Raw genomic sequence first — 20117 nt, forward strand, 5'->3', positions numbered from 1 at the left:
AAGACGAGAACGGCCGGATGATCATCGCCGGCACGCAGGCTGACGCTCGCGCTGTAAACAAGCAGTTCGAGCAGTTCGACATCCCGACCGATAAGGCCGGGCTGCTGGCGATCGCCCAAAGCTGGTGCGACGAGGTGTTCGAGCTGAACAAGCTGATGGACGAAATGCGCGCCGATCTCGAGGGGCGTGTTCCCGAACGGGAAGAAACTAGCACTGAACAGCCCCCGACCCCTTCAAATGTTCCCGAACGGGAAGAATTCGTGACCGAGGTCAGACGCCAGATCTCGGTCGAAGAAGAAATCCAGAGCTGCGACCTGCCGCGGCTCGCTGTCCTCGCCCAGAATGTGGCGTGGCGCTTTGAGGAGCTGGCACGATGCCCGTCTTCACCATCCGTTACGACTTGACTGAACGCACAGTTCAGGAGGTCGACATAGAAGCCGACACCCTCGATGAGGCCAAGCGCATCGTCGAGGAATACGAGTTCGACAACAGCGATCAGCGCGAAGTCACGTCCTACGAGTGGTCTCTCGATAATGTCCGCACCAAGGAGGATGACGACGCTCTCGCTGCGAAGTGGGCGGAGCGCGCGGCAGGCACATGGCATCCCGGTGATGAAGTTTAGTAGCGACTTCGCCCTCCTCGACGTCACCAAAGGCCGGCACAAGCTGGCAACCCACCTCAAGAAGCACGGCCCCGTCAAAGTCTTGATCGAGGCCGAGATCGAATACCCCTTCGGACACGACGACGGCACGTCGATCGAGTTCGTCTGCAAGGTGAACCGCCTTGAATTACCAAGTGACCATTGACCTTCGTGTCGATGACAAGAAATCCCTCTACTACGCCGCTCGTCAGAGCTATATGGATGAACAGGGCGTTCACCCCGGGGATATCTTCGGGGACGAGAATGACGTCGACGTTACCGCGTGCCTCGTGCAGCTGCTCGACCCGTCGGTACTCCCTGGCGTGACGATCTACGAGTCGTCGGCGGAGCCCTACTGATGGGCGCCAACACATTTTACGTCACTGCCCGCCGCGGCACCTATTCCACCGGTGAACTCATCGAGTTCGCGCCTAACCAGTATCGTTCAGGATATGCGGATTGGCCGGACGCCAAGACGGCATTCGAACGGCTCTGCGACGAAGACCGCTACGAGAACGGCCACAGCTACTCGGGTGGCATCGGCATGAAGCACAGCTTCGTGCTGATCGACACTGTCGACACTATCGCGGAAGCCCGTGATCTCGCCGAGAGGCTGATCGACGACTGCGATCCTCGGGTGGACGATAAACGGGGGCCGGCAGGGCTCATCGAGGTCCGCGAGGGCGACGTCCAGTACCTCTTCTTCGGCTGGGCCTCCAGCTGATCAGCTAGGAAATTTCCTATGACACTGCTGAATGACCTCCGCGCCCGCGCGGGGGTCCGCTCCTTGCTGTCTGACGAAGGCAGCAACCCCAAAGTCGCGAAGAACGAAAAACTGGGCGTTAGCACCGCCGTTCTGCACCTCGCCCCCGGTAATATGTCGGGGCGAGAGGTGTGTCCGAAGCGCTCGGCTGGCTGTACGGCGGCGTGTCTGCACTTCGCTGGATCTCCGGCCTATATGACGGCTAAAACCCAGGCTCGACTGAAGCGTACGCGGCTGTTTTTTGACGACCGTAACCTCTTCATGAACATTCTCGTTCTCGAGATTGCCGACCACGTGCGCCGAGCCGATAGGAAAAATCTTATCGCGGCAGTTCGCCTCAACGGAACCAGCGATATCGTGTGGGAACGCAAGAAATTCGTGCTTTTCCCCGATGTTAAGAAGGAACTCGCTAGGAAATTTCCTACTGCCAATTTGGAACAAAACGAGATCACTAGGATATTTCCTACAGTCCAGTTTTATGATTACACTGCGATCCCCGGCCGCGACTCGCCGGAAAACTACCACCTCACGTTTTCCATGAAGGAGGACAATATGTTGGACGTGATCGCAGAAATGAAACGCGGCCGAAATGTCGCCGTAGTGTTCCCTGTCGGGGAGGTGCCTAGCACTTTTCTTGGCCTCCCCGTGATCGACGGAGACGAGACGGATTATCGTCCCGCAGATCCAAGCCCCTGTGTTGTTGGCCTGAAGGTTAAAGGGTTACGAGGCAAGGCCGATGACACGGGATTTGTGCACAAGTCGCACAGCGACTTGTTGGCTGCGTAGCCTGCACCGAATTGTTTTTGTGGTAGCCCTTCGGGTCGGCTATGCCCTCCCCTTCACCAACCCGAAGGGCTGAGAAATTGTCAATGAAACCTATTTCTGAAGGTGTGTTTTTTGATGTTCTGAGCGCCCTATTTGAGGAATGGCTCAAGACCGAGACCATCGCCCAAATTCGGGAAGATGAGGACAAGGTCCAGCTAATGCTCAAGGTGAGAGACGCCATCACAGAGCCTCCCCGACACATCGCGGAATTTTACTCGGGAGTATTCCTACGTGACCACTGGGACAGTCACAGCTCTGGAGCGACGCCGGGCTCTTTTGAATGAGCGAGAAGAACAAATTCTCGCTCTCTTAAAGGAAAAAGCGTCCTTCAAGGCCATTAGTAGACTGGTCGGCATGCCGCTCGATCATTGCAAGGTCACCTGCTACGAAATCATCAAGAAGTATGACCTCGACTACAATTCCGCCGAGGCTGCGAAGATGGACCGGGACAAGTTGCCCGTCGGCATCACGTCCGATAGCAACTTGGTCCGTCATCGCCTTGCTGATCTCATGTACGAAGCGAGGGAGCGTGATCATGCCTTGACGATCAGCATGGCCATCGGTCTGTCATCCAAGCAGCAACGCCTTGCGTCTGAGCGGCCGTATCGCCACAATTGGACGCTGGGCGAACTCGAGCGCTTTGCTCGGTATCTCAACGTGCCGTTTGCAGATTTCTGTCGAAAGATATTCTCTTGACGAAAGAATATTTTACAATCGTCTCCAGACTAAACCGGGCTGGCCCGGGAAACCCCCTTGTCGAACGCGTAGCCCGCGACCAGCTTCGAGAGCTGGCCGCCCGCACCAACTCTACGGCGCTGCGAAACCGCATTTCGGCGGTGCTGTCACAACCTCATCAAGTCGCTGTGTGACTTCTGTTTCAACTGAGGCAATCGCTTCGGGTAGGTATTAGACGGGTGATCCCCTTTTCATCAGGAGATCATCATGTCCGACCGAGAGTCGATAGCCTATTGGCTTGAACGGCTCGCCGACAAGCACGAGGCTCGCGGCGAAACTGACCTCGAAAACCGACACTACCACCGCGGCACCGCGATCATTTATCGCGCCCGCGCCAACGACATTCGTGCAGAGATCGATGTCGCGAATTAGCGCCGAGGAGCGCGGTGCAATTCTGAAAGCGCTGGAATGGGCCACCCCTGAGGTGGCCGCCCAGTGCTTCGGCAGATCGATTCTGACGATCAGGCGCCTGGAAAGGGCGAACCACAATGATAGATCCAATCAAGGTGAAGGAAGCGCAGAAGCGCGACCGTGCTGAACTCGCTTACGCCTCACGTCGCGTAAAGGCCGCCGACGCGCTGCTCTGGTTCAATGAGTATGCTTCTCCAGAAAAGCATATCGACGCCGTGCTCCGCGGCGGGCCGACGCTCGTTGCAAGCAGCACGCCAAACGCCGCGCTGGCTCTCTGGTACATCTCGCAGGCCGCACAGCGGGCTCTGCCGGGCATTCTTGAGGATGCGATCGAAATGGCCAAACGCGATTTTGACGACTCCCCGCGACGTGCGGCTCTCCGCGAGATGGTGAAGTTGGACGAGGAGCTAGGGCTGTGATCGAGTTCGCCTGTTCCACGCCAACCATCGACATCCCCCCGCAGCCAAACGGTCCCGCACTCTGGGACGCCATCCTGGCTGAAATGCCTGCCGGAGCGATTGTCGCTGGCGGTGCGGTTCGCGACTACCTGCTCGGAGTGAACCCGAAGGACATCGACGTGTTCGTCAATGTCGACCGCTTCACGAATCCGGCTGGGTTCGAAGCGCTCGGCTCCGACAAGGATGCCGAATATGACGCCATGAACGAGATCGCGCTTGTCACGCGCGGGGTCATCGCCGGCTACCAAGTCGATCTGATAGGCGTCACGTTCGCCGACACCCACGATATGGTCGAACGCTTCGACTTCGGTGTCGCCCGTTGCTGGTATGACGGCGAAATCCACGACACGCCGGAGGCTGCTGCTGATCGCGCGAACAAGACCGTGACCCTTTTCCTCGACGACCGGCTCGAACGAAGCCGCGCCCGCTTCGCGCGCTTTAATGAGCGCATGGGGGGCGACTGGAGATTGATCGATGACTTTCAAATATAGCCTGGTCTCCGACCTGCACCTCGACCACCCCCAACCCAAGACCCCACCGCTCGAGCAGAACGTGATCGTGGCCGGCGACTGCGGCAACGGCCTCGTCGGCCTCAAATATCTGAACAAGCTGAAGCGCAAGGGTCACTTCGTTTTCGCGGTCGACGGCAACCACGAGCACTACGCCAATGTGGCGCAGGGGCGGTCTGTCGAGGAGACTGAGAAGGGTTTTTACGAAGGCCTGGACCAGAGAACCAGCATCGACCTTGCTCTCGGGAGCCTCTGTCTGATTGGCGCGAACGGTTGGTATTGTGTCACGGACGAGCCCTATTGGCGCAGCTACATGAACGACAGCCGGTTCATCGGCATTAACGCCGAGCAGGCAAACGCGCTTGCGCTGCGGGACGCCAAATTCATTGACCGGGCACTGACCGTTGTCAAACGGGCTATCGTCGTCACCCACACCGCCCCGACGACGGCGTCGCTCGATCCGCGCTTCAAGGGCCACTTCTCGAACGAGTGGTATTGGAACCCGCACATGAGGCCTCTGCTGGCAAAGCACCGGGACAAGATAGCGGTCTGGCACCACGGCCACACTCACGCTCCGGTCGATGTCGTCGTCGACGGTGTCCGCATCGTGACGAACCCGCGTGGCTATCCGGGCGAGAACCCCGGCTGGACGCCGTTGACGATGGAGATCGAGACGTGATGAACGATGAGCCCGAACGCATCGACCTGTCTTCCCCCGAAGACGTCCTGATCGAGGTCATTGCCGATGAAAGCCCCTACGAACGTCGGGACTGGAAAGGCTTCAAGATCGATACCTGCACGGTTATCGGCGGCAAGGACGGCGTTACCGGCGCAGCAAGCTACGAGCAGTCCTACGGCGGTTTCCTCGACTATGTGCTGGAAGACATCGTCGACTGTCCCAAGCAGGAGGGCTGGTTTGTCGTCGAGGGCGTTACGGCTGAATTCTACAAAGGCGACGGATGGGCGACCGACGATAACATTGATTTTGAGTGTGTTGGCATTCGCCCTGCGACGGACGAGGAAAGGGCAATGGCATGATCCCTGTCAAATACGACCCCTCCTATCCGCACTTCGGGCTCGCCGCAGGTCCGGTCAAGCACCCACAGCACCCTAATCAGCAGGCGGGGCTGGACCTCTACGTGACCGTCATCAATTTTGCGACAGGCCAGTCCTGCTTCAAAAAGCTCTACGAAAATAGACGTGGAATGTATTTCAAGCACATAGGATACAGTCCGACCTACCTTGCGGACATGACAGCCGACGCGACCGTTCACCCCTTCCGGGTGGAGTTTGCGTCGTGATCGACGCTGACCACGTCCAGATCGAAATCTGGCCTCCCCGCCCGAAGGGAGGCCAGCACGCTGGCCCTGGCCCGTCTGGGGTCAAAGTCACCCACACCCTGAGCGGCATCACGGCCTGCGTCGACATCGGCCGCTCTCAATTTGATAATAGATCGATTGCGATGGACATGATCCTGAGCGCGATCACGCATCCGAGGTTCAGATTATGAATATTACCCCTGAAATGTTTCGTGCCTACGTAAATCGCATCGACGACGATGAACTGGCGGACTTTATCGACGCGATTAATGGCGAGATCAAATTGCTGGAGCAGGACGACTTCTTCGGCACCGAGGGCTTCGAGAAGCGGTTCGCATGAGCGTCCTCGACCCCGAAATCGACAAGCTGACCAACTGCTGGATACCGAACCTACCCAAGGCCCACGAGAAGAGCGTGGTCCTGGGCTCGGCTCGGGTCCTTTATCCGGTGGCCGACCCCGAGCAGACCGCAGCAATATTGGCCGAACACATCCTCGAAGTCGCTCGGCGCGCCTACCAGCAGGGCAGGCGCGCTGCGAAGGAGGAAATCAGAAAGGCCCTTTTCAATGGGCAACACCTTTGAGGTCCGCGGATGGACCGGCACCGAGTACGCGGAACTGTATCTCGGCGAGAGCTTGCTCCTCGCCCTTTGCGTTGCCCTGCGAGCGCGCCGGCACTACGGCTGTGTCAAATTGGAGATGCGTCAATGAAATGGCTTGCGGGACTAATCCGGCGGTTAGCAGAGCCTGCGCCGTCGGTAAAATTCATCTCCTGGTATCAGGAGCCGAGGGCATATCGACCTCGCACCTTCCTCTGCTACAACGAGGGAAGTGACCACAGCCCCTCAATGCGCGGCTACTGGTATTCACCGGATCAAGGCTTGGCCAAGCGCTTCGACACGCGCGAGGAAGCTGAGGCCGTAACGCCCTGTTACGACGGCAGTGGCGGCATCGAAAAGCGAACCGGCGTGATGGCAGTTTATAGCTGATGAGCGTCGTCACAGGCGTTTGCCTGTTCACCGGACCCGCCGAGGACCCGCGCTTGATCAAAGCCGTGACCGATTGGCTCGCCAAGAGGAATTTTGGGCCTCTGAAGGATGTCGCGGATCATGGCGGGGGCACCAAGCATCCGCAACGGCGCGAATACAGCGCCGGCTACAACTACTTTGTCAATCCGGCCGAGTTTGCGGAATTTGTCCTCGGTTTGGAATGGGACTGGCCGGAGAATGTCGTGCTAATTACCCAGCCGGAGCACGGCCGGATGAGCGTGTGGAGACGGACATGACCCACCCCAAAGTGCTGGCGATGGCGCGGGAGATTGCCGCGAACGAGCACGGCGTCGAGGCGCTGCGAGAGGCCTATCTCGACGGGACGCGAGACGATCAGCGCGAGGTTCGTGTCGCGATCGTCGCGATCGAACGCACCACCGAGCTCGCCGAAGATTGGCTACGCCACGACCTCGACGAGTGGTCCGACTATGTCACACCTGCCGATCTCGCCGACGCCATTGCCGATTTTCCGCATCTCTTTGAGGTGAAGAAACCATGACCGTTGAAGTGGCGACAATCGCCCAAGGACTGAGCCACATCGAGAAGGCGTTCCTACGCCGTGTCTGCGACGGCCAGCCCCTCGCCCTCGCCAATCGCGTCGAGGACCGCGCCCGCCAGCGCTTGCGCAAGCTCGGTCTGGTCCATGTCGTCAAGAACCCCCGGCGTTGGGAGGCCCTGCCGCTCGGCGTTGAGGTTCGGGGTGCCCTTTAAGAAGTGAATAAGTCGCACAGCGACTTCCAATAACTGGCGCGACGACGAATCCCCGCCCCCCTAATTGGGCTGGATGACCATTCAACTATCCGACGGCATCGCGCTTCTATCGGGCGTCATGTTCGACTACGCCCGCCCAAGCAATACCTCGTTCGCTATCGAGGATATTGCCCGGCCCCTCGCAAACAACTGTCGCTTTGCTGGGCACCTGCCCTGGCACTACTCGATTGCGCAGCACGCTGTAAACGTGAGCATGCTCGTGCCGAGGGAGCTCGCTTTCACCGGGCTCTTTCACGACACATCCGAGGCGCTCACTAACGACATCACCACCCCGCTGAAGCAGGTGATCCCCGGCTTCAAGGACCTCGAAGTCTCGATCGAGACGGAGATGGCGCGGCAGTTCGGCTTTCAGTTCCCACTGCCGCCGGAGGTCAAATACGCCGACCTCCAGATGCTCAAGGTCGAGAAGGAACTGATCAAGCAGGACTTCTCGGACTGGGAGGTTCTCCACGGCGTGGAGGACCCGCGCCTCGATGACCTGTGTCTCGACCCCCTCAACCCCGACCAAGCCTATCAACTTTTCATGGAGCGCTTTTATGAACTCGCGGCTTAACGACCGTTGCGTCGAACTGCACACCGCCTCGGCCAATGCTGGCTGGTGGCCTGACGAAGTCACCCCGGAGCTGATCGCAACCAAGCTGATGCTCGTGGTCACCGAACTCTCGGAGGCCGATGAAGGCTTCTGCAGCGGTGACAAGGACCAGCATCTTCCCCACCTCGACAGCTTTCCCGTCGAGCTGGCCGACGCCCGCATCCGTATCTTTGACCTGTGCGGCAAGCTCGGCATTCCTGTCGGCGGCTTCTTTGCCGACCCCGGTTTCCCGACCTTCCGCATCATGGATGCCGTCAACTGCATCTCGAAGGCGATGGAAGGCCACCGAAAGAACGACCGCCAGAAGCTCGCCGAGGGCCTGGGCGAAGCCCTGTTCGTCATCGACACTATCGCCGAAACGTATCGCTACGACATTGAGGGCATCACCGACCAGAAGCGCGACTACAACGCGCAGCGCGCCGACCACAAGCCCGAGGCCCGTGCCGCGGCGGGAGGGAAGAAGCTGTGATCGTCTTCGGCTCCCTGATCTTCTGGATCGCACTCGCCGTCAGTCTGATCGTGCCCGTCGGGGCACTCGGGTACGGCGCCGACCGCGACGAAGATATCCCGGTCTGGTTCGTTGCGCTGTGGCTGACCGCGCTCGCGGTGGCGGCGCATTTCTTTGTCGACAGCATTCCCCTCCCCGACGTGTCGGGCCTCGTCGTTGCCGGCGGCATCGTCGTGTACCTCGCCATCGGGCTGGGCTGGGCCGCCCTTCGGTGGCGTGAAGAGATGATCGCGCTGAGCCGTGATCTGGCCGATCGAGGCCGCCTGACGCGAGACCAAATCCTTTCTCGGTACGGCTTCCATTCTGACCCGCCCTCACCGCGTGATCGCCAGCGGTGGATCGGTTCGCGCATCGCCTACTGGCCCTTCTACCTGCTGGGCGAGTTCACGTCGATCTTCACTTGGGTCGGACAGGCGTTCGATTTCGTATTTCGCGCAATCACGAAGAGGGTGTTCGAAAGTGCTGGAGTTTAGTCCCAACAACGGCGTCAGGGGCTGCTCCGGAAAGATCGCCTACCGAACCCATCCAGAGGCACTGAAGGCGATGACTCACACCTTGCGACGGCGGGGTAAGAGTCATCGCCTTCGGGCGTATCGTTGCCACGCGTGCGGCGCCTATCATTTGGGGAGGCCTCGTGGCTGACTTTCAAAACGACAGAAGCCTACTAGACGCGCTGATCGAGTGCATCGAGAAGGACATTGATTCTTCAGAACTAGTTCAAAATTACCACGACCTACGTCGAGGCTACCGATTTACCCCCGACGGGCCGGAAATTCCGTTAACCCGCGGGTATTGGTCAAAGATTTCCCCCGAGGATCTTGAAGCAGTTGTTCAGCACAAGTGGTTTGCAGTCGGTGACGACACGCGAGCCCACCCGGTTACTGCGCGCGCCAAGATTGACGGCCGGGCGGTTCAGCTGGGCCGGTTTGTTCTCGGGCTCGGGGCAGGTGACCCGCTCATCGCCGACCATGTGAATTATGACACCTTGGATAATCGGAGATGCAACCTCCGGGCAGTTACGAAGACTGAGAGTGCGCAACATCGGCGTGCTTGGTCGCGAAAACTCAAAGCCGGTCCCACCAGCAAGCATAAGGGCGTGTATTGGAGACCCGACAACGGTCTGTGGCGCGCGGTCATAAAGTTCCAAGGTCAGCCAATCAGCCTCGGCCAGTTTGCGGACGAGGATGACGCTGCTCGCGCCTACGACAGTGCCGCGAGAAGGTATCACGGACAATTCGCTGAGCTTAATTATGGCTGAGCCGCCTTACACGCTCCGCCCTTATCAAGCATCTGATCTTGCGTTTCACATTGGGGCAAAGAAGTCGCTTAATTTGAGCGACCCCGGAACAGGAAAAACTGGGGTGGTCTGCGTCCTCGCCTACTACCACTGGGCCAAGCACGGGCGGAAGACCTTGTGGGTCATGCCCAAGTCGCTGATGGAGAAGAACAAGGACGAGTTCGCCCTCTTCACCGCGTTCGACCCCGAGGACATCGCGATCCTCGAAAGCGACTTCGCGCCCCTGACCAAGGATTGGGTCGGTCCGACTTTTGTCCGGCAGAAACGGACAAAAGTGCCGACCGGTAAAGTCGGACCTGACGGTGAACCGCTTTTCAGCATCAAGTTCGTCGAAGAAGAAGCCAAGGATCTGATCGCCACCGTAGGCGACGCCAAGGTCTTTATCTGCACGTTCGCCTTTCTCCGCAACCACTGGCAGAGAATGCTCGATACCCATCCGGAGATCGATCTACTGCTCGTGGACGAACTGCACATGGGCTATTCCAGTGCCAACAGCCAGCAGACAAAGAGCTTCTTCCATGTCATGAAGCGCTGTAGCCAGTTCTGTGGCATGACGGGCACGCTGATCGATGGGCGCCTCGACAGCGCCTTTCCGGCCATTCACGCGATCGAGCCTCGGTATTACGGGTCCTATCAGGGTTTTCTGGATTATCATGCTGCGTGGATCGACGACTACGGCAAAGTCCAATCGTGGCACAACTTCGACAAGCTGAAGGCCATCCTGGCGCGCCACTCCGTGCGCCACACCTTCGAGGAGGTCTATGGCGACGAGCCAGTCCATTTCGAGACCAAGGTCGTCGAGATGGGGCCGCAGTGCCGGGAGAAATATGACGAGTTCCACGAGCAGGCCATGCTCGAGCTCGAGAATATGGAAGTGCTCGACGGCACGCTCCCCGGCGTCAACCTAATCCGCGCCCAGCAAATCATGGGCCACCCCGAAACCATGGGGCTGGCCAAGGGCGAGGTAACAGGCAAGGACAAGTACCTTGCCGCCCTAGCAACAGAGGGCCGGCCTATGCTGGTCTTCGCTCAACTCCAACCCGAGCAGGAACGGTGCGTCAAAGTCCTTGAGGAACAAGGACTGCGCGTCGGCCTGATCAACGCAAACGTCTCGGCGAAACAGCGAGCAAAGATCGACGCGGCATTCCGCGCGGGCGAGCTCGATGCGATCGTCGGGTCGGGTCCCACCGTCGCCGTAGGTTACAACTGGGAACGGGCGGACCTCGTGGTCTTCATCTCGATCGACTACAAGGACGTCAATGTTCTGCAGGCCTACCGCCGTGCAAGTCGCGGCTCCCGTACGACACCCCTGCGTGTGATCTTCGTTCAGTACAAAGATAGCGTCGATCAGCGCAAATATCAGATCGTCAAGGTCAAGTCAGAAATGGCCAACCAGGTCGATCCAACCCGAAAAATCCTGGAAGTCGCATAGCGACTTCTTCGTCTCAACAAGACCGACAGCCCGAGCGTCTCTAAGATTCTCGGGTTGGACTTTCCCAATGCTTAATTCGGAGTTCTTATGAATACCGCACTTGATAATGTTATGGCTCAGGCCGAAGCAGCCGCAGCAGCACACCAGGTTCCGGACGTTCCGGCCTATCAGCCCCCCGCGCTCCAGCAGCCGGGTGGTGTCCCCGCCAAGCGGACGCTGCAGTCGGTGAACGATAACGCCGGCATCCTCGTGGAGACCTATCTGCTTCCGAAGACCGAAGGTCTGAAAATCGGCAGCGATATGAAGGGCCTTCTCGATGAAGTCGTCGGCATCATCGAAATGAGCGACGTCGTCGTGATCAGCCAGATCCGTGCCAACACGGGAGGCAACACGACCTTCGTGAAGAGCTACGACGGCGTGACAACCGTGGGCGGCCAGAATTTCATGGCCGAACTCGCTCGTCTGCAGAAGACCAACGAAAAGGTCGATGGTCCCTACGACACCGTCGAAATCCCCTTCGAACTGGCTGAAGACGTCAAGGACCCCAAGTCCTCGACCGTCTTCGAAGCCGGCCTTGAGATCGGCTACACGCCGTCCCTCACCGGGTACAAGGAGTTCCAGCGCTTCGTGAAGTCGCTGAACAAGAAGGACCCGGCGCTCCTCGAAGCTCGTCTGAAGGTGAAGTTCATTCACGAGAAGAAGACGAACTCGAACAACAACGAGTGGGGTGTTGTTCGCTTCGAGCTGCTCGAAGAGCTCGACTAAGCCTCATGCAGGTGGCTTCCCCCCCCTCCCAGTCACCTGCTGACGGAAGGGCGCCCAGCTTGGGCGCCCTTCTTGTTAAAATCGCGAGTGCCTACTTCAACGTGGGCGATGAAAAGGATCTGTTTCGCAGCGGCCGCATGCCCTGTGTCTGCCGAGCTCGCTGGGCCGTCGCAATGGTCCTCTATAGCGATATCGGCTGGGGCAAGAAGCGGATCGCCAAGTTCCTGATCAAAGACAAGAAGGCGATCCACCACGGGCTGAAACGCGCCCGGGCGCTCTACCAAACCGACCCCCAATTCTTCGCTGGCGTCGAGCTGTTGCGCAAAGAGGTTTTTCTGTGATCCATATCTATGACGGCAACAACGTGCGCCTCCGGGCCATGACGAAGCCCTCCCTCCCTGGCCAGAAACGACTGAGCCTCCGCCAGGAATACGAGCGGACGCGGGTCGGCACCCATATCTGGGTCTGGGACGGAGCCCGCCACAACGACCGCCGCAAGGCAATCTACCCCGGATACAAGGCCAAGCGCGAGCCGATGGCTGAGGACCATTTTGCACAAATTCGGCTGTTCCGTGAGCTGCTGACCCTCAGCCCCGCGCTGCAATACTGCGTTGAGGAGTGGGAGGCGGATGACGTCGTCGCCACACTCGCGCGCAAACTAGCCGCGCGTGGCCTGCAGGTCACCTGCCACAGCAACGACATGGACTATCTCCAGCTCGAGGCCAATCCGCTCATCAAGATCGAGGGCGTTCGCGCCCGTGAGGTCCCGCCGCGGTGGGTGCCACTTTACAAGGCGCTCCGAGGTGATAATTCGGACAACATTGCAGGTATCCCCGGTTTCGGACCCAAGACGTGGGAGCAGGCCGAGCCTTTCTGGCCCGACATCGAGGCGGGCATCAAGCTCGGCTCGGCTCACGCCTTCGCACATATCCCCCTCCCCTCCCGCGTCCAGGCATGGCTCGCCGAGCCGGGCAATCTTCAGACGCTCCAGAACATGCTCCTGATCACGCACATGTACGAGGTGCCCGCCGAGGACCTCGAGAAGGGCGCGATCCCGGGCAAATTCAATCCGCAGGCAGCCGACGAGCTGCTCAACAGGTATTTTCTTTGAACAAATTCATCGAGTTGATCCGCGAAGAGATTCACGCCGGCATCCCGGCGGAAGACGTGCTGAATTCCATCGCGGACGCCACCGTGCCGCTCATCACCACGGTCTCGGAACTATCCGAGCTCACTCCATCCCAAGTCATCGATTATTTCCAACACCGGCAGGACACAGAACTTGTCAATTTCCTCCAGGCTCATTGACGCCCGCACCGAGCAGGCCGAGCTCGACGCCCTCCGCGAGGAGCTGGGGGCGGCCGAGCTCGTGGGCATTGACATCGAAACCCAGGACGAGGGCCGGCACGCCGGGCTGAACGCTTACAATAACAAAAAGCGTCACGTCTTTGACCACCGCCGTACCGTGATCACGGGCTTCTCGCTCTACGTCGACGGCGCGGAGACTGCCTATTATTTCAACACTGCCCACGCGGACGCGGAGAACCGTCTGTCCGTTGGGGCGGCGTTAGAAATTCTGGGCTGGATTTCTGACAGCGCCGTGAAGGTCGCCCACAACGCGCCGTTTGAGCTGGTCCAGCTCGAGCAGTGTTGGGGATACATCCTCGAAAATGTTGTCTGCACCCTGCAGATGGCCGTCTCGCATCACGGTCCGGACGAATATGAGATCCGCCGGTTCCTCGACGAGCCGCTCACCGGGTTCCAGAAAATCGCGAAGGCTGCCAAGCTCGCCTTCTCCAATTACGACACCGAGTCCAAAGGCCGTGACCTGACCAGTGACCAAGCTGACATGCTCGGCAAGTTCATCAGCAAGACGTCGAACGCAGCGCACAGCTACAACGGCCATGTCGACAGTCTCGCGCTCGGCTACGGCCTGAAGAAGCTGGTGAAGAGCCTCTTCGGCTATCAGATGACAACCTACGAGGAGACGCTGGCCGCGCACGGCGCATCCCACATGGGCCAGCTCACTGGAGAGCAGGTTGCCAATTACGGCGCCGATGACGCTTACTGGGCCGTGCGCGTGTACAAGGAACTGATGAAGCGCATGCTCGCGGAGAACCCCGCGGCGCTGGTCACCTTCCTCAAGACCGAGAACCCCATGGTCCGTCACTACGCCAACATGTGGCGCGACGGCCTCCGCCTCGACCTTGATCAGGTCTATGAGCGGCAAGGCATCGAACGCGAGAACATGGCCGCGGTGCTCCGCAAGTTCAAAGCCCAGATCAAGGAGCTGCTCCCGTTTCCTGAAGGGAAGAACGAGAAACTAGCTGAGTACGAGGACTGGTACGCCAAGCACTGGGAGAAGAAGCGGACCCAGATCGCCGGGTGGATCAATACGCCGGATAGCGACGATGTCTACGAGCAGTGCACCCAAGCGTCGAACCCGATCGGCAACGCTTGGGCTGAGGAACGGGGCACCCCGCTCCCGAAGGGCCGCCTCAATCTCGTCCACTACCACGGCATGCGGACCATCCTGTACGACCTGATGGGCCTGAAGATCCGCTTCAGCGACGGCAAAGTCGGTAGTGACGCGGAAGTGCGTGGCCGCATGATGCTTCGCGCGCAGAAGGACGGCGACAAGCAGACTGAGGCCATCCTGACTTCACTGCAGGAAATGGCCGACATCGAGCAGCGCATGAAGCTGTACCTGACGCCGTACACCCAGTTGATGGACCCCGAGACCTCGCGGGTCTATCCGTCGGTCAGCTCCAAGCTTGCGACCAGGCGTCTCGCCGCCTCGTTCCCCAATCCGATGCAGCTCGCGAAGCAAGGCAACTCGACCTACATTCGCAGCTTCTATCTGCCCGACAACGACGACCACCTCGTGGTTTCGGCCGACTGGTCGTCGGTCGAGCTTGTGCTGATCGGTGATTTCAGCGACGACCCGGGGTTCAAGGAAGTCTTCGGGCAATTGCCCTACGGTGATCTTCACTCGGGCGCCGCGGCCGACTGCCTTGCGGTCAAGACGCTCCCAGGCCTCACCGAGGAAGAGTTCATGCTCTTCAAGTTCGGCGAGAACCCGAACGGGCGCGTCCTCAAGAACACTGCCACGGGCGCCATCATGGATCCCAAGGCGTTCTTCAAGCACGCCCGCGGCACCCCGGTCGGCAAGGGCGCCAACTTCAACTACTGGTATTCGGGCTCGCTCTCCACCGTGGGCGGCAACCTCGGCTGGACGAGCGACGAGATGTGGGAAGCGGTCGACCGCTATCGTGCGCGCTTCCCGCTGGCCGAGAAATGGCGTGTCAACACCCAGACCGAGGTCACGGAATACGGCTTCGTTACCCTGCCGGACGGCCATCGCCGGGCTCGCTACGAGGCCACGCAGGCGTGGGCGTCGGCAATGCGTCACAAGTTCGCCGAGATCGACGCCGCACCGAGCCTTGGCAACTATGCGGACCTTGCAATTCGCAGGATCCAGAGCCGCGCCCGCAACCAAGCGGTCAACGCGATGATCCAAGGCTCGTGCGCCACCCTCGCGAAGCAATCGATCCTGAACCTCATGCCCATGCTCGAAGCGGCCGGTATCGCGGACAAGGTCCGCTTCATGATGCCGATCCACGACGAGCTCGTCTTCTCGGTCCACCGTGACGTCGTGATGATCTTCATCCCGCTGCTGCGAAAGGCCATGTGCGAACACCCCAACGTCGTGAAGACCCTTCCGCTCGACTGCACTGTCTCGATCGGTAAGACCTTCCGCCCCTACAACGGCACGGCCTTTTCACAGTTTGAGCTGGATGAGTGCTCATCGGAGATCGACGGAATCGTTCCCAAGGAGTTGCTAGGGAAGAAGCTTCCCGATGACATCGTCGCTCAGGTCGTCAATTTCATCGCCGATGCCAAGGTGCCGGCGAACGATCAACATCACATCGGAGCAGCCGCTTGACCACCATCTCTTCCACCACCATCCTTCGCTCCCGCAACGCCGCGGCGCCCGACAAAGTCCTCTCGACGCTCCTTCTGCGGTATCCGCGGTGCATCCATGCCGAGTTCATGACACACCGCGTTTTTAGCCGAAACGCCGCCAGTTCGCGCGCCATCCCGGTCGAAAAGCTGATCAAGGATGTCGAAGAGAATCCCTTTATCCCGGTTTACTGGGGCGCCAATCAGCGAGGAATGCAAGCGGGAGACGAAATCGATGCTCCCCTTTACCTTCAGGGCGCCTCGCATTTCGATATGATTGATCGTTGCTACGACCCGATTTCCAAGGAAGCCGGGTGGTTGCACGCCCGGGATCAAGCGATTAGCGCTGCTCGAGCATTTGCCAAAGCCGGCTACCATAAGCAGATCGTGAACCGCCTGCTTGAGCCGTTCGCACACATCACCGTCCTCGTCAGCGGTACCGAATGGGACAATTTCCTCGAGCTGCGCGACCACGAGGCCGCTGAGCCACACATCCAGATCCTCGCGCGCGAGGTCAGGAAGTGCCTCGAGCGCGAGGATGACATTCAGGATCTAGAGCCGGGGGAATGGCACTTGCCGTTCGTCGATGAGAAAGTGATGGAAGTTCGCCCGAGGGCGCGAGGTGGCATCCACACTTCGGACGCGATCAAACTCTCTGTCGCTCGGTGCGCGAGCACCAGCTATAAGACGGTCGACGGCTTCGACATGACACTCGACAAAGCAGTCGAGCTCCACGATCGCCTTGTCGGCAGCACCCCAATCCACGCTTCGCCGGCTGAGCACGTTGCTCAGGCAGACGGTGTTTCCCGTTGGGAGACTTACGATGGCGAGGGCTCCGATACGCCTATCTGGGAGAACAAGCGCGAGCACGGTAACTTCATCGGCTTTCGCCAGTACAGGCACATGCTCTAATGGTGTCCTATCGCGACATCCCACCACCGCCGAAGAAGCGGTTCAGGCTCGAGTCCAGCAAGCTGGAACCCGATTACGCCATCCCGATGATCCTGCACTGCCCGGATTGTGGCGCGCGGCACATCGACGAGGGCGAGTTCGCCGAGGTGGCTCACCACACCCACGCCTGCCAGCACTGCGGGCTTGTCTGGCGACCCGCAAAGGTCAACACGCATGGGGTCCGCTTCCTGCCTGGCTACAGAAACGAGGAAGTCGCATAGCGACTTTTCGTATATCAGACGCAAGTCCCGCCAAGGGTGCGTAGTGAGGGTCTCCAATCAGTTGGAGACCCTCATTTTGATTTATCTCGCCAAAACTCTTGCCCTGCTACTGATCCTTGCGGTCGTGTATCTGTTTGGGTCGTTCGTGTCGTGGTCGTTCAATCCGTTCGACTGGGGAACCGCCACGCGCTGGGTCGTGGGGATCGGCGCGCTGATCCTCTGTGCCATGGAACTGGATTCCGGCAATGGCACGGAAGAATGACGGCAAGGACGCCCAGCACGCCTTTTTCGAGGCGATGCGAAAACGCCCTGGCGTCGTCATCGAGCGCTTTTGGGATCAGTCCGATCTTAGGGGCCTTAACGGTGGTCGTGCCGTTGCCGACTTCGCCAAGCCGGCCGACTTTCTCGTCACTCAGAACGCTCAGATTGAATATGCCGAGGTCAAGTCGGTTCAGTCTGCGACCAGTTTCCCCTTTTCCAACATCGAACGTGGCCAACGATCTGCTGCCTTGAGGCAGGCGATGGTTGGTGGCCCCTACAATTTTTACATCTTCAGCTACGGCCTCGGGCAGTGGTTCAAGATGACGGCTCAATTCTTCAGCGAAGCCGTCGCCGCAGGAAAGGCGTCGGCCAAATTTAAGGACCTCTCCCCTTGGCAACTATGACTGACATTATGGTCGACCTCGAGACCACTGGCACCAAGCCCGCGTTCTCTGGTATTCTCCAGCTCGCAGCCATCAAGTTCAACATCGAGACACAAGAGGTTGATTCCGACGTCTTTGATCGCTGCCCGACCCTTCTCCCCAACCGCTTCTGGGATGAGGGCACGCGTGACTTCTGGGGCACCATGCCGGTGATCTACGGCAGCTTCGTCGCCCGTCAGGAGGATGCCGAGCAAGTGCTCATTGATTTCTCAAAGTGGGTCACGAAGGATGCGCCCCAGAGCGGATACCGCTTCTGGGCAAAGCCGACGACCTTCGACTGGACGATGCTCGCGAGCCACTTCGAGCAGATCGGTCGTCCGATGCCGTTCCACTACCGGCAGGCCCGCGATCTCAACACCTACATCGCCGCCTGTCGCGATCGCGGTGCCGAGCACGTCGACATGAGCTTCATCCAAGGCGGTCAGGCTCATAACGCTCTCTCTGACTGCGTCCAGCAGCTCAAGATGTTGTTCTCCGCAAAAAACGGAGTGTTTCATGAAATTCTCACTAACTAACGGCAAAACTGTCGCCCTGATCGGTGATCCCCATTTAGGAAGGAAGTTCGAGAACGGCGTCCCGCTCCATCGCCGTGGCGAGCGCGAGCGCAAGCAACTCACCAACTTCCAGGAGCAGTTGGCGCAGGATGTCGATATCGTCGTCAGCATGGGCGACACGTTCGACCATCCCGCCGTGTCAAACCGCGTCGTGATGGACGTCTACAACGCCGTCGAGGCTGCAGCGGTCGATCGAACAGTCATTATCATCGCCGGTAATCACGACCTCCCCCGGAACCTGACGACCATCGGCGCCTTCGAGATTCTCGAGGCTCTGCTCGACGGCAATCCCAATGTCATGATCGTGCGTAAACCGACGCTTTACAGGGGGCTCGCGATCTTCCCCTGGGAGTGGGACGTTTCCGCATTCGCGCAAGTCGAAGCCTTTCCTTCAGGAGAAGCGGAAGTCGCACTCGGCCACTGGGACCTTCAGTCCTTCGGCGGCGACGATAGCCACATCTGTCCGACCGCCGCGCTCAAGGCGAAATTCGGTGACGATCTCGCGATCTATTCCGGCCACTATCATCTGCCCGGCGACTACGAGGTCGACGGCCACATCGTCCACTGCACCGGGTCGATGGAGCCCTACAGCCACGCCGAGGACCCCGACGGCTCGCTCTACGTCACCCTGACGCTGGAGGAGCTCGAGGCGCGCGACGACCTCCACGACAAGTGCGTCCGCGTCCTCCTCGCCGAGGGCGAGGAGCTCCCGAGCGACCTCGACTGCCTCGCGCTCACTGCGAAGCGGGCGGCGAAGGAAGACACCGAGGTCGGAGAGATCACGCTGGGCGATTTCAACTGGAGCAGCATCCTTGCCCAGAAGCTCGAGCCGCTCACCCCCGAGGTGCGCGGCTTCATCGAGGAGCGTCTGTCGGAGGTGATCGAATGATGTTCCCCATCAGCCGCGTCGTCGAGGAGACCAGTCTCTCGCGCCGCACGATCTATCGGTACGTCAAGGAAGGCCTCTTCCCGCCACCGGTCAAGCTCGGCCCGAACCGGGTGGCGTGGCCCTCCGAATCAATCGAGGCCTGGAGACAGGAGCGCGTACAATGAAATTCTGGTTGAAGCGCATCTGGTATGCCATATTCGAACCTCGGACGTGTCCCCGCTGCCATGGGGAGCTAATAGATTCCCCCTCAGGAATCGTCGGATGTCCATTTTGTTCGGGGACATATTGGGGGTACCCAAAAACCGACCTACCCCTTTGTGGACTGTAATTACACGATTTAATGGCTCTCTGGGAATCCTGCCCGGGGAGCCATTTTCCTTTTCGCAGGCGTTCGCCAGCGACCGCAAAACACCCCAAAACCAGCGGAAATCTGCGCCGGATACGGGCTCTTCCCCGTGAACGGGGGATGAGGGTGGGCTCTTCCCCGTGAACGGGGGATGAGGGTGGATCAGACCCGATTGATGACGCCATTCCAACCGCAAAGAGCGAGCACGCGCAAGCGGTAGTTGTGAAAGTTTCGGAAGCCGAACGCGCGGCGCGAGATCATCTCCATCTTTGTGTGAAAGCCCTCGGTGATTCCATTGTTCCTGGAAAAGCGCCACATGCGGGCGACGGGCTCGAGCCAGCTGGTCAGGGTATCGGCGAGGGACTTGAGGGGGCTGGCGGCGAACTGATCGATCAGCCTGAGCAGGTCGGGGATAAG

The 20117-nt window shown here is 59.5% G+C and carries 38 protein-coding genes; 35 read left to right on the plus strand and 3 right to left on the minus strand.

From position 1 onward, the window contains the following. Positions 1-17: 17 nt before the first annotated feature. From B5X69_RS10880 to B5X69_RS10960, 19 genes are all read left to right on the plus strand, one after another. Positions 18-404, plus strand: a complete 387-nt coding sequence (locus B5X69_RS10880; RefSeq protein WP_079638727.1) for a hypothetical protein — start codon at positions 18-20, stop codon at positions 402-404. Then, the gene (locus B5X69_RS10885; RefSeq protein WP_139375752.1) at positions 374-622 is read left to right on the plus strand and encodes a hypothetical protein; all 249 of its coding nucleotides are present in this window, start codon (positions 374-376) and stop codon (positions 620-622) included. Before B5X69_RS10880 ends, B5X69_RS10885 begins: the two co-directional genes overlap by 31 nt. Further along, positions 612-806, plus strand: coding sequence for a hypothetical protein (locus B5X69_RS10890; protein WP_079638729.1), 195 nt, complete (start codon positions 612-614; stop codon positions 804-806). The genes B5X69_RS10885 and B5X69_RS10890 overlap by 11 nt, the downstream gene beginning before the upstream one ends. Continuing rightward, positions 796-999 carry a hypothetical protein gene (locus B5X69_RS10895; RefSeq protein WP_079638730.1) on the plus strand — a complete coding sequence of 68 codons (204 nt, stop codon included), beginning with the start codon at positions 796-798 and terminating at the stop codon, positions 997-999. The genes B5X69_RS10890 and B5X69_RS10895 overlap by 11 nt, the downstream gene beginning before the upstream one ends. Continuing rightward, on the plus strand, positions 999-1364 hold the full coding sequence (locus B5X69_RS10900; protein ID WP_079638731.1) for a hypothetical protein: 366 nt from the start codon (positions 999-1001) through the stop codon (positions 1362-1364). The genes B5X69_RS10895 and B5X69_RS10900 overlap by 1 nt, the downstream gene beginning before the upstream one ends. An 18-nt stretch (positions 1365-1382) precedes the next feature. Continuing rightward, entirely contained in the window at positions 1383-2189 is an 807-nt protein-coding gene (locus tag B5X69_RS10905; protein ID WP_079638732.1) for a GP88 family protein, read from the plus strand. 83 nt (positions 2190-2272) lie between these two features. Next, positions 2273-2512, plus strand: a complete 240-nt coding sequence (locus B5X69_RS21690; RefSeq protein WP_079638733.1) for a hypothetical protein — start codon at positions 2273-2275, stop codon at positions 2510-2512. Continuing rightward, on the plus strand, positions 2505-2924 hold the full coding sequence (locus B5X69_RS10915) for a helix-turn-helix domain-containing protein (RefSeq protein ID WP_217699110.1): 420 nt from the start codon (positions 2505-2507) through the stop codon (positions 2922-2924). Before B5X69_RS21690 ends, B5X69_RS10915 begins: the two co-directional genes overlap by 8 nt. Before the next feature lie 246 nt (positions 2925-3170). Beyond that, positions 3171-3335 (plus strand): hypothetical protein, encoded by a 165-nt coding sequence (locus tag B5X69_RS21450; RefSeq protein WP_176141569.1) that lies wholly within the window; start codon positions 3171-3173, stop codon positions 3333-3335. Between the two features lie 134 nt (positions 3336-3469). Beyond that, the gene (locus tag B5X69_RS10920) at positions 3470-3793 is read left to right on the plus strand and encodes a hypothetical protein (protein WP_139375754.1); all 324 of its coding nucleotides are present in this window, start codon (positions 3470-3472) and stop codon (positions 3791-3793) included. Beyond that, positions 3790-4323: a Gabija anti-defense Gad2 family protein gene (locus tag B5X69_RS10925; protein WP_079638736.1), complete on the plus strand. Its 534-nt coding sequence runs from the start codon at positions 3790-3792 to the stop codon at positions 4321-4323. The genes B5X69_RS10920 and B5X69_RS10925 overlap by 4 nt, the downstream gene beginning before the upstream one ends. Continuing rightward, entirely contained in the window at positions 4307-5020 is a 714-nt protein-coding gene (locus B5X69_RS10930) for a metallophosphoesterase (protein WP_079638737.1), read from the plus strand. The genes B5X69_RS10925 and B5X69_RS10930 overlap by 17 nt, the downstream gene beginning before the upstream one ends. After that, positions 5017-5379: a hypothetical protein gene (locus B5X69_RS10935; protein WP_217699111.1), complete on the plus strand. Its 363-nt coding sequence runs from the start codon at positions 5017-5019 to the stop codon at positions 5377-5379. The genes B5X69_RS10930 and B5X69_RS10935 overlap by 4 nt, the downstream gene beginning before the upstream one ends. Next, positions 5376-5642, plus strand: a complete 267-nt coding sequence (locus B5X69_RS10940) for a hypothetical protein (protein WP_079638739.1) — start codon at positions 5376-5378, stop codon at positions 5640-5642. Before B5X69_RS10935 ends, B5X69_RS10940 begins: the two co-directional genes overlap by 4 nt. 205 nt (positions 5643-5847) lie before the next feature. Then, positions 5848-6000 carry a hypothetical protein gene (locus B5X69_RS21455; RefSeq protein ID WP_176141571.1) on the plus strand — a complete coding sequence of 51 codons (153 nt, stop codon included), beginning with the start codon at positions 5848-5850 and terminating at the stop codon, positions 5998-6000. Beyond that, positions 5997-6242, plus strand: coding sequence for a hypothetical protein (locus tag B5X69_RS10950; RefSeq protein WP_079638741.1), 246 nt, complete (start codon positions 5997-5999; stop codon positions 6240-6242). Before B5X69_RS21455 ends, B5X69_RS10950 begins: the two co-directional genes overlap by 4 nt. 123 nt (positions 6243-6365) lie before the next feature. Then, entirely contained in the window at positions 6366-6647 is a 282-nt protein-coding gene (locus B5X69_RS20975; RefSeq protein ID WP_139375755.1) for a hypothetical protein, read from the plus strand. After that, a complete protein-coding gene (locus tag B5X69_RS10955) occupies positions 6647-6943 on the plus strand; it encodes a hypothetical protein (RefSeq protein ID WP_079638742.1) in 297 nt (98 codons plus the stop codon). Before B5X69_RS20975 ends, B5X69_RS10955 begins: the two co-directional genes overlap by 1 nt. Further along, positions 6940-7206, plus strand: coding sequence for a hypothetical protein (locus tag B5X69_RS10960; protein WP_139375756.1), 267 nt, complete (start codon positions 6940-6942; stop codon positions 7204-7206). The genes B5X69_RS10955 and B5X69_RS10960 overlap by 4 nt, the downstream gene beginning before the upstream one ends. Positions 7207-7259: 53 nt before the next feature. Here B5X69_RS10960 and B5X69_RS21460 read toward each other — a convergent pair whose 3' ends face one another. Further along, the gene (locus B5X69_RS21460; protein ID WP_176141572.1) at positions 7260-7436 is read right to left on the minus strand and encodes a hypothetical protein; all 177 of its coding nucleotides are present in this window, start codon (positions 7434-7436) and stop codon (positions 7260-7262) included. Positions 7437-7491: 55 nt separating this feature from the next. On the opposite strand from B5X69_RS21460, the gene B5X69_RS10970 reads away from it, so the two are divergent. The 11 genes from B5X69_RS10970 (at position 7492) to B5X69_RS11020 (ending at position 16947) form a co-directional block, all read left to right on the plus strand. Beyond that, on the plus strand, positions 7492-8031 hold the full coding sequence (locus B5X69_RS10970; RefSeq protein WP_079638745.1) for a YfbR-like 5'-deoxynucleotidase: 540 nt from the start codon (positions 7492-7494) through the stop codon (positions 8029-8031). After that, positions 8015-8539: a nucleoside triphosphate pyrophosphohydrolase family protein gene (locus B5X69_RS10975; RefSeq protein ID WP_079638746.1), complete on the plus strand. Its 525-nt coding sequence runs from the start codon at positions 8015-8017 to the stop codon at positions 8537-8539. Before B5X69_RS10970 ends, B5X69_RS10975 begins: the two co-directional genes overlap by 17 nt. Further along, entirely contained in the window at positions 8536-9051 is a 516-nt protein-coding gene (locus B5X69_RS10980; RefSeq protein WP_079638747.1) for a hypothetical protein, read from the plus strand. Before B5X69_RS10975 ends, B5X69_RS10980 begins: the two co-directional genes overlap by 4 nt. 161 nt (positions 9052-9212) lie before the next feature. Further along, positions 9213-9836, plus strand: coding sequence for an AP2/ERF family transcription factor (locus tag B5X69_RS10985; RefSeq protein WP_176141573.1), 624 nt, complete (start codon positions 9213-9215; stop codon positions 9834-9836). Beyond that, complete coding sequence (locus tag B5X69_RS10990; RefSeq protein ID WP_079638749.1) at positions 9763-11307, plus strand: helicase-related protein; 1545 nt, start codon at positions 9763-9765, stop codon at positions 11305-11307. The genes B5X69_RS10985 and B5X69_RS10990 overlap by 74 nt, the downstream gene beginning before the upstream one ends. Before the next feature lie 87 nt (positions 11308-11394). Continuing rightward, complete coding sequence (locus B5X69_RS10995; RefSeq protein WP_079638750.1) at positions 11395-12072, plus strand: hypothetical protein; 678 nt, start codon at positions 11395-11397, stop codon at positions 12070-12072. Positions 12073-12131: 59 nt separating this feature from the next. After that, positions 12132-12413: a hypothetical protein gene (locus B5X69_RS11000; protein ID WP_139375757.1), complete on the plus strand. Its 282-nt coding sequence runs from the start codon at positions 12132-12134 to the stop codon at positions 12411-12413. Continuing rightward, positions 12410-13183 carry a hypothetical protein gene (locus B5X69_RS11005; protein ID WP_079638752.1) on the plus strand — a complete coding sequence of 258 codons (774 nt, stop codon included), beginning with the start codon at positions 12410-12412 and terminating at the stop codon, positions 13181-13183. The genes B5X69_RS11000 and B5X69_RS11005 overlap by 4 nt, the downstream gene beginning before the upstream one ends. Further along, complete coding sequence (locus B5X69_RS11010) at positions 13180-13380, plus strand: hypothetical protein (protein ID WP_079638753.1); 201 nt, start codon at positions 13180-13182, stop codon at positions 13378-13380. Before B5X69_RS11005 ends, B5X69_RS11010 begins: the two co-directional genes overlap by 4 nt. Further along, positions 13355-16018, plus strand: a complete 2664-nt coding sequence (locus B5X69_RS11015; RefSeq protein WP_079638754.1) for a DNA polymerase — start codon at positions 13355-13357, stop codon at positions 16016-16018. Before B5X69_RS11010 ends, B5X69_RS11015 begins: the two co-directional genes overlap by 26 nt. Then, positions 16015-16947: an FAD-dependent thymidylate synthase gene (locus B5X69_RS11020; RefSeq protein WP_079638755.1), complete on the plus strand. Its 933-nt coding sequence runs from the start codon at positions 16015-16017 to the stop codon at positions 16945-16947. Before B5X69_RS11015 ends, B5X69_RS11020 begins: the two co-directional genes overlap by 4 nt. On the opposite strand, the gene B5X69_RS20980 is transcribed toward B5X69_RS11020, so the two are convergent. Then, positions 16944-17162: a hypothetical protein gene (locus tag B5X69_RS20980; RefSeq protein WP_139375758.1), complete on the minus strand. Its 219-nt coding sequence runs from the start codon at positions 17160-17162 to the stop codon at positions 16944-16946. The genes B5X69_RS11020 and B5X69_RS20980 overlap by 4 nt on opposite strands. Before the next feature lie 88 nt (positions 17163-17250). On the opposite strand from B5X69_RS20980, the gene B5X69_RS11030 reads away from it, so the two are divergent. From B5X69_RS11030 to B5X69_RS11050, 5 genes are read left to right on the plus strand one after another with little or no spacing between them, the layout of a single operon-like run. Beyond that, the gene (locus B5X69_RS11030) at positions 17251-17469 is read left to right on the plus strand and encodes a hypothetical protein (RefSeq protein WP_217699112.1); all 219 of its coding nucleotides are present in this window, start codon (positions 17251-17253) and stop codon (positions 17467-17469) included. Continuing rightward, entirely contained in the window at positions 17453-17872 is a 420-nt protein-coding gene (locus tag B5X69_RS11035; protein WP_079638758.1) for a hypothetical protein, read from the plus strand. Before B5X69_RS11030 ends, B5X69_RS11035 begins: the two co-directional genes overlap by 17 nt. A gap of 8 nt (positions 17873-17880) precedes the next feature. Continuing rightward, a complete protein-coding gene (locus B5X69_RS11040) occupies positions 17881-18426 on the plus strand; it encodes a 3'-5' exoribonuclease domain-containing protein (RefSeq protein ID WP_176141574.1) in 546 nt (181 codons plus the stop codon). After that, entirely contained in the window at positions 18407-19354 is a 948-nt protein-coding gene (locus B5X69_RS11045) for a metallophosphoesterase family protein (protein WP_079638760.1), read from the plus strand. Before B5X69_RS11040 ends, B5X69_RS11045 begins: the two co-directional genes overlap by 20 nt. After that, positions 19351-19518: a helix-turn-helix transcriptional regulator gene (locus B5X69_RS11050; RefSeq protein ID WP_079638761.1), complete on the plus strand. Its 168-nt coding sequence runs from the start codon at positions 19351-19353 to the stop codon at positions 19516-19518. The genes B5X69_RS11045 and B5X69_RS11050 overlap by 4 nt, the downstream gene beginning before the upstream one ends. 344 nt (positions 19519-19862) lie before the next feature. On the opposite strand, the gene B5X69_RS11055 is transcribed toward B5X69_RS11050, so the two are convergent. Then, positions 19863-20117: transposase (locus tag B5X69_RS11055; RefSeq protein WP_217699080.1), on the minus strand; the 255-nt coding region annotated here is incomplete at its 5' end.

Origin of the sequence: Sphingopyxis flava, from assembly GCF_900168005.1 — a bacterium.
Classification (GTDB): domain Bacteria; phylum Pseudomonadota; class Alphaproteobacteria; order Sphingomonadales; family Sphingomonadaceae; genus Sphingopyxis; species Sphingopyxis flava.

What these genes read in the sequence shown, in the direction of transcription:
- B5X69_RS10880 (WP_079638727.1), top strand. Translation starts at nt 18, where the DNA reads ATGATCATCGCCGGCACGCAGGCTGACGCTCGCGCTGTAAACAAGCAG.
- B5X69_RS10885 (WP_139375752.1), top strand. Translation starts at nt 374, where the DNA reads ATGCCCGTCTTCACCATCCGTTACGACTTGACTGAACGCACAGTTCAG.
- B5X69_RS10890 (WP_079638729.1), top strand. Translation starts at nt 612, where the DNA reads ATGAAGTTTAGTAGCGACTTCGCCCTCCTCGACGTCACCAAAGGCCGG.
- B5X69_RS10900 (WP_079638731.1), top strand. Translation starts at nt 999, where the DNA reads ATGGGCGCCAACACATTTTACGTCACTGCCCGCCGCGGCACCTATTCC.
- B5X69_RS10905 (WP_079638732.1), top strand. Translation starts at nt 1,383, where the DNA reads ATGACACTGCTGAATGACCTCCGCGCCCGCGCGGGGGTCCGCTCCTTG.
- B5X69_RS21690 (WP_079638733.1), top strand. Translation starts at nt 2,273, where the DNA reads ATGAAACCTATTTCTGAAGGTGTGTTTTTTGATGTTCTGAGCGCCCTA.
- B5X69_RS21450 (WP_176141569.1), top strand. Translation starts at nt 3,171, where the DNA reads ATGTCCGACCGAGAGTCGATAGCCTATTGGCTTGAACGGCTCGCCGAC.
- B5X69_RS10930 (WP_079638737.1), top strand. Translation starts at nt 4,307, where the DNA reads ATGACTTTCAAATATAGCCTGGTCTCCGACCTGCACCTCGACCACCCC.
- B5X69_RS10940 (WP_079638739.1), top strand. Translation starts at nt 5,376, where the DNA reads ATGATCCCTGTCAAATACGACCCCTCCTATCCGCACTTCGGGCTCGCC.
- B5X69_RS21455 (WP_176141571.1), top strand. Translation starts at nt 5,848, where the DNA reads ATGAATATTACCCCTGAAATGTTTCGTGCCTACGTAAATCGCATCGAC.
- B5X69_RS10950 (WP_079638741.1), top strand. Translation starts at nt 5,997, where the DNA reads ATGAGCGTCCTCGACCCCGAAATCGACAAGCTGACCAACTGCTGGATA.
- B5X69_RS20975 (WP_139375755.1), top strand. Translation starts at nt 6,366, where the DNA reads ATGAAATGGCTTGCGGGACTAATCCGGCGGTTAGCAGAGCCTGCGCCG.
- B5X69_RS10955 (WP_079638742.1), top strand. Translation starts at nt 6,647, where the DNA reads ATGAGCGTCGTCACAGGCGTTTGCCTGTTCACCGGACCCGCCGAGGAC.
- B5X69_RS10960 (WP_139375756.1), top strand. Translation starts at nt 6,940, where the DNA reads ATGACCCACCCCAAAGTGCTGGCGATGGCGCGGGAGATTGCCGCGAAC.
- B5X69_RS10970 (WP_079638745.1), top strand. Translation starts at nt 7,492, where the DNA reads ATGACCATTCAACTATCCGACGGCATCGCGCTTCTATCGGGCGTCATG.
- B5X69_RS10975 (WP_079638746.1), top strand. Translation starts at nt 8,015, where the DNA reads ATGAACTCGCGGCTTAACGACCGTTGCGTCGAACTGCACACCGCCTCG.
- B5X69_RS10990 (WP_079638749.1), top strand. Translation starts at nt 9,763, where the DNA reads ATGACGCTGCTCGCGCCTACGACAGTGCCGCGAGAAGGTATCACGGAC.
- B5X69_RS10995 (WP_079638750.1), top strand. Translation starts at nt 11,395, where the DNA reads ATGAATACCGCACTTGATAATGTTATGGCTCAGGCCGAAGCAGCCGCA.
- B5X69_RS20980 (WP_139375758.1), bottom strand. Translation starts at nt 17,162, where the DNA reads ATGCGTGTTGACCTTTGCGGGTCGCCAGACAAGCCCGCAGTGCTGGCA.
- B5X69_RS11035 (WP_079638758.1), top strand. Translation starts at nt 17,453, where the DNA reads ATGGCACGGAAGAATGACGGCAAGGACGCCCAGCACGCCTTTTTCGAG.
- B5X69_RS11040 (WP_176141574.1), top strand. Translation starts at nt 17,881, where the DNA reads ATGGTCGACCTCGAGACCACTGGCACCAAGCCCGCGTTCTCTGGTATT.
- B5X69_RS11045 (WP_079638760.1), top strand. Translation starts at nt 18,407, where the DNA reads ATGAAATTCTCACTAACTAACGGCAAAACTGTCGCCCTGATCGGTGAT.
- B5X69_RS11050 (WP_079638761.1), top strand. Translation starts at nt 19,351, where the DNA reads ATGATGTTCCCCATCAGCCGCGTCGTCGAGGAGACCAGTCTCTCGCGC.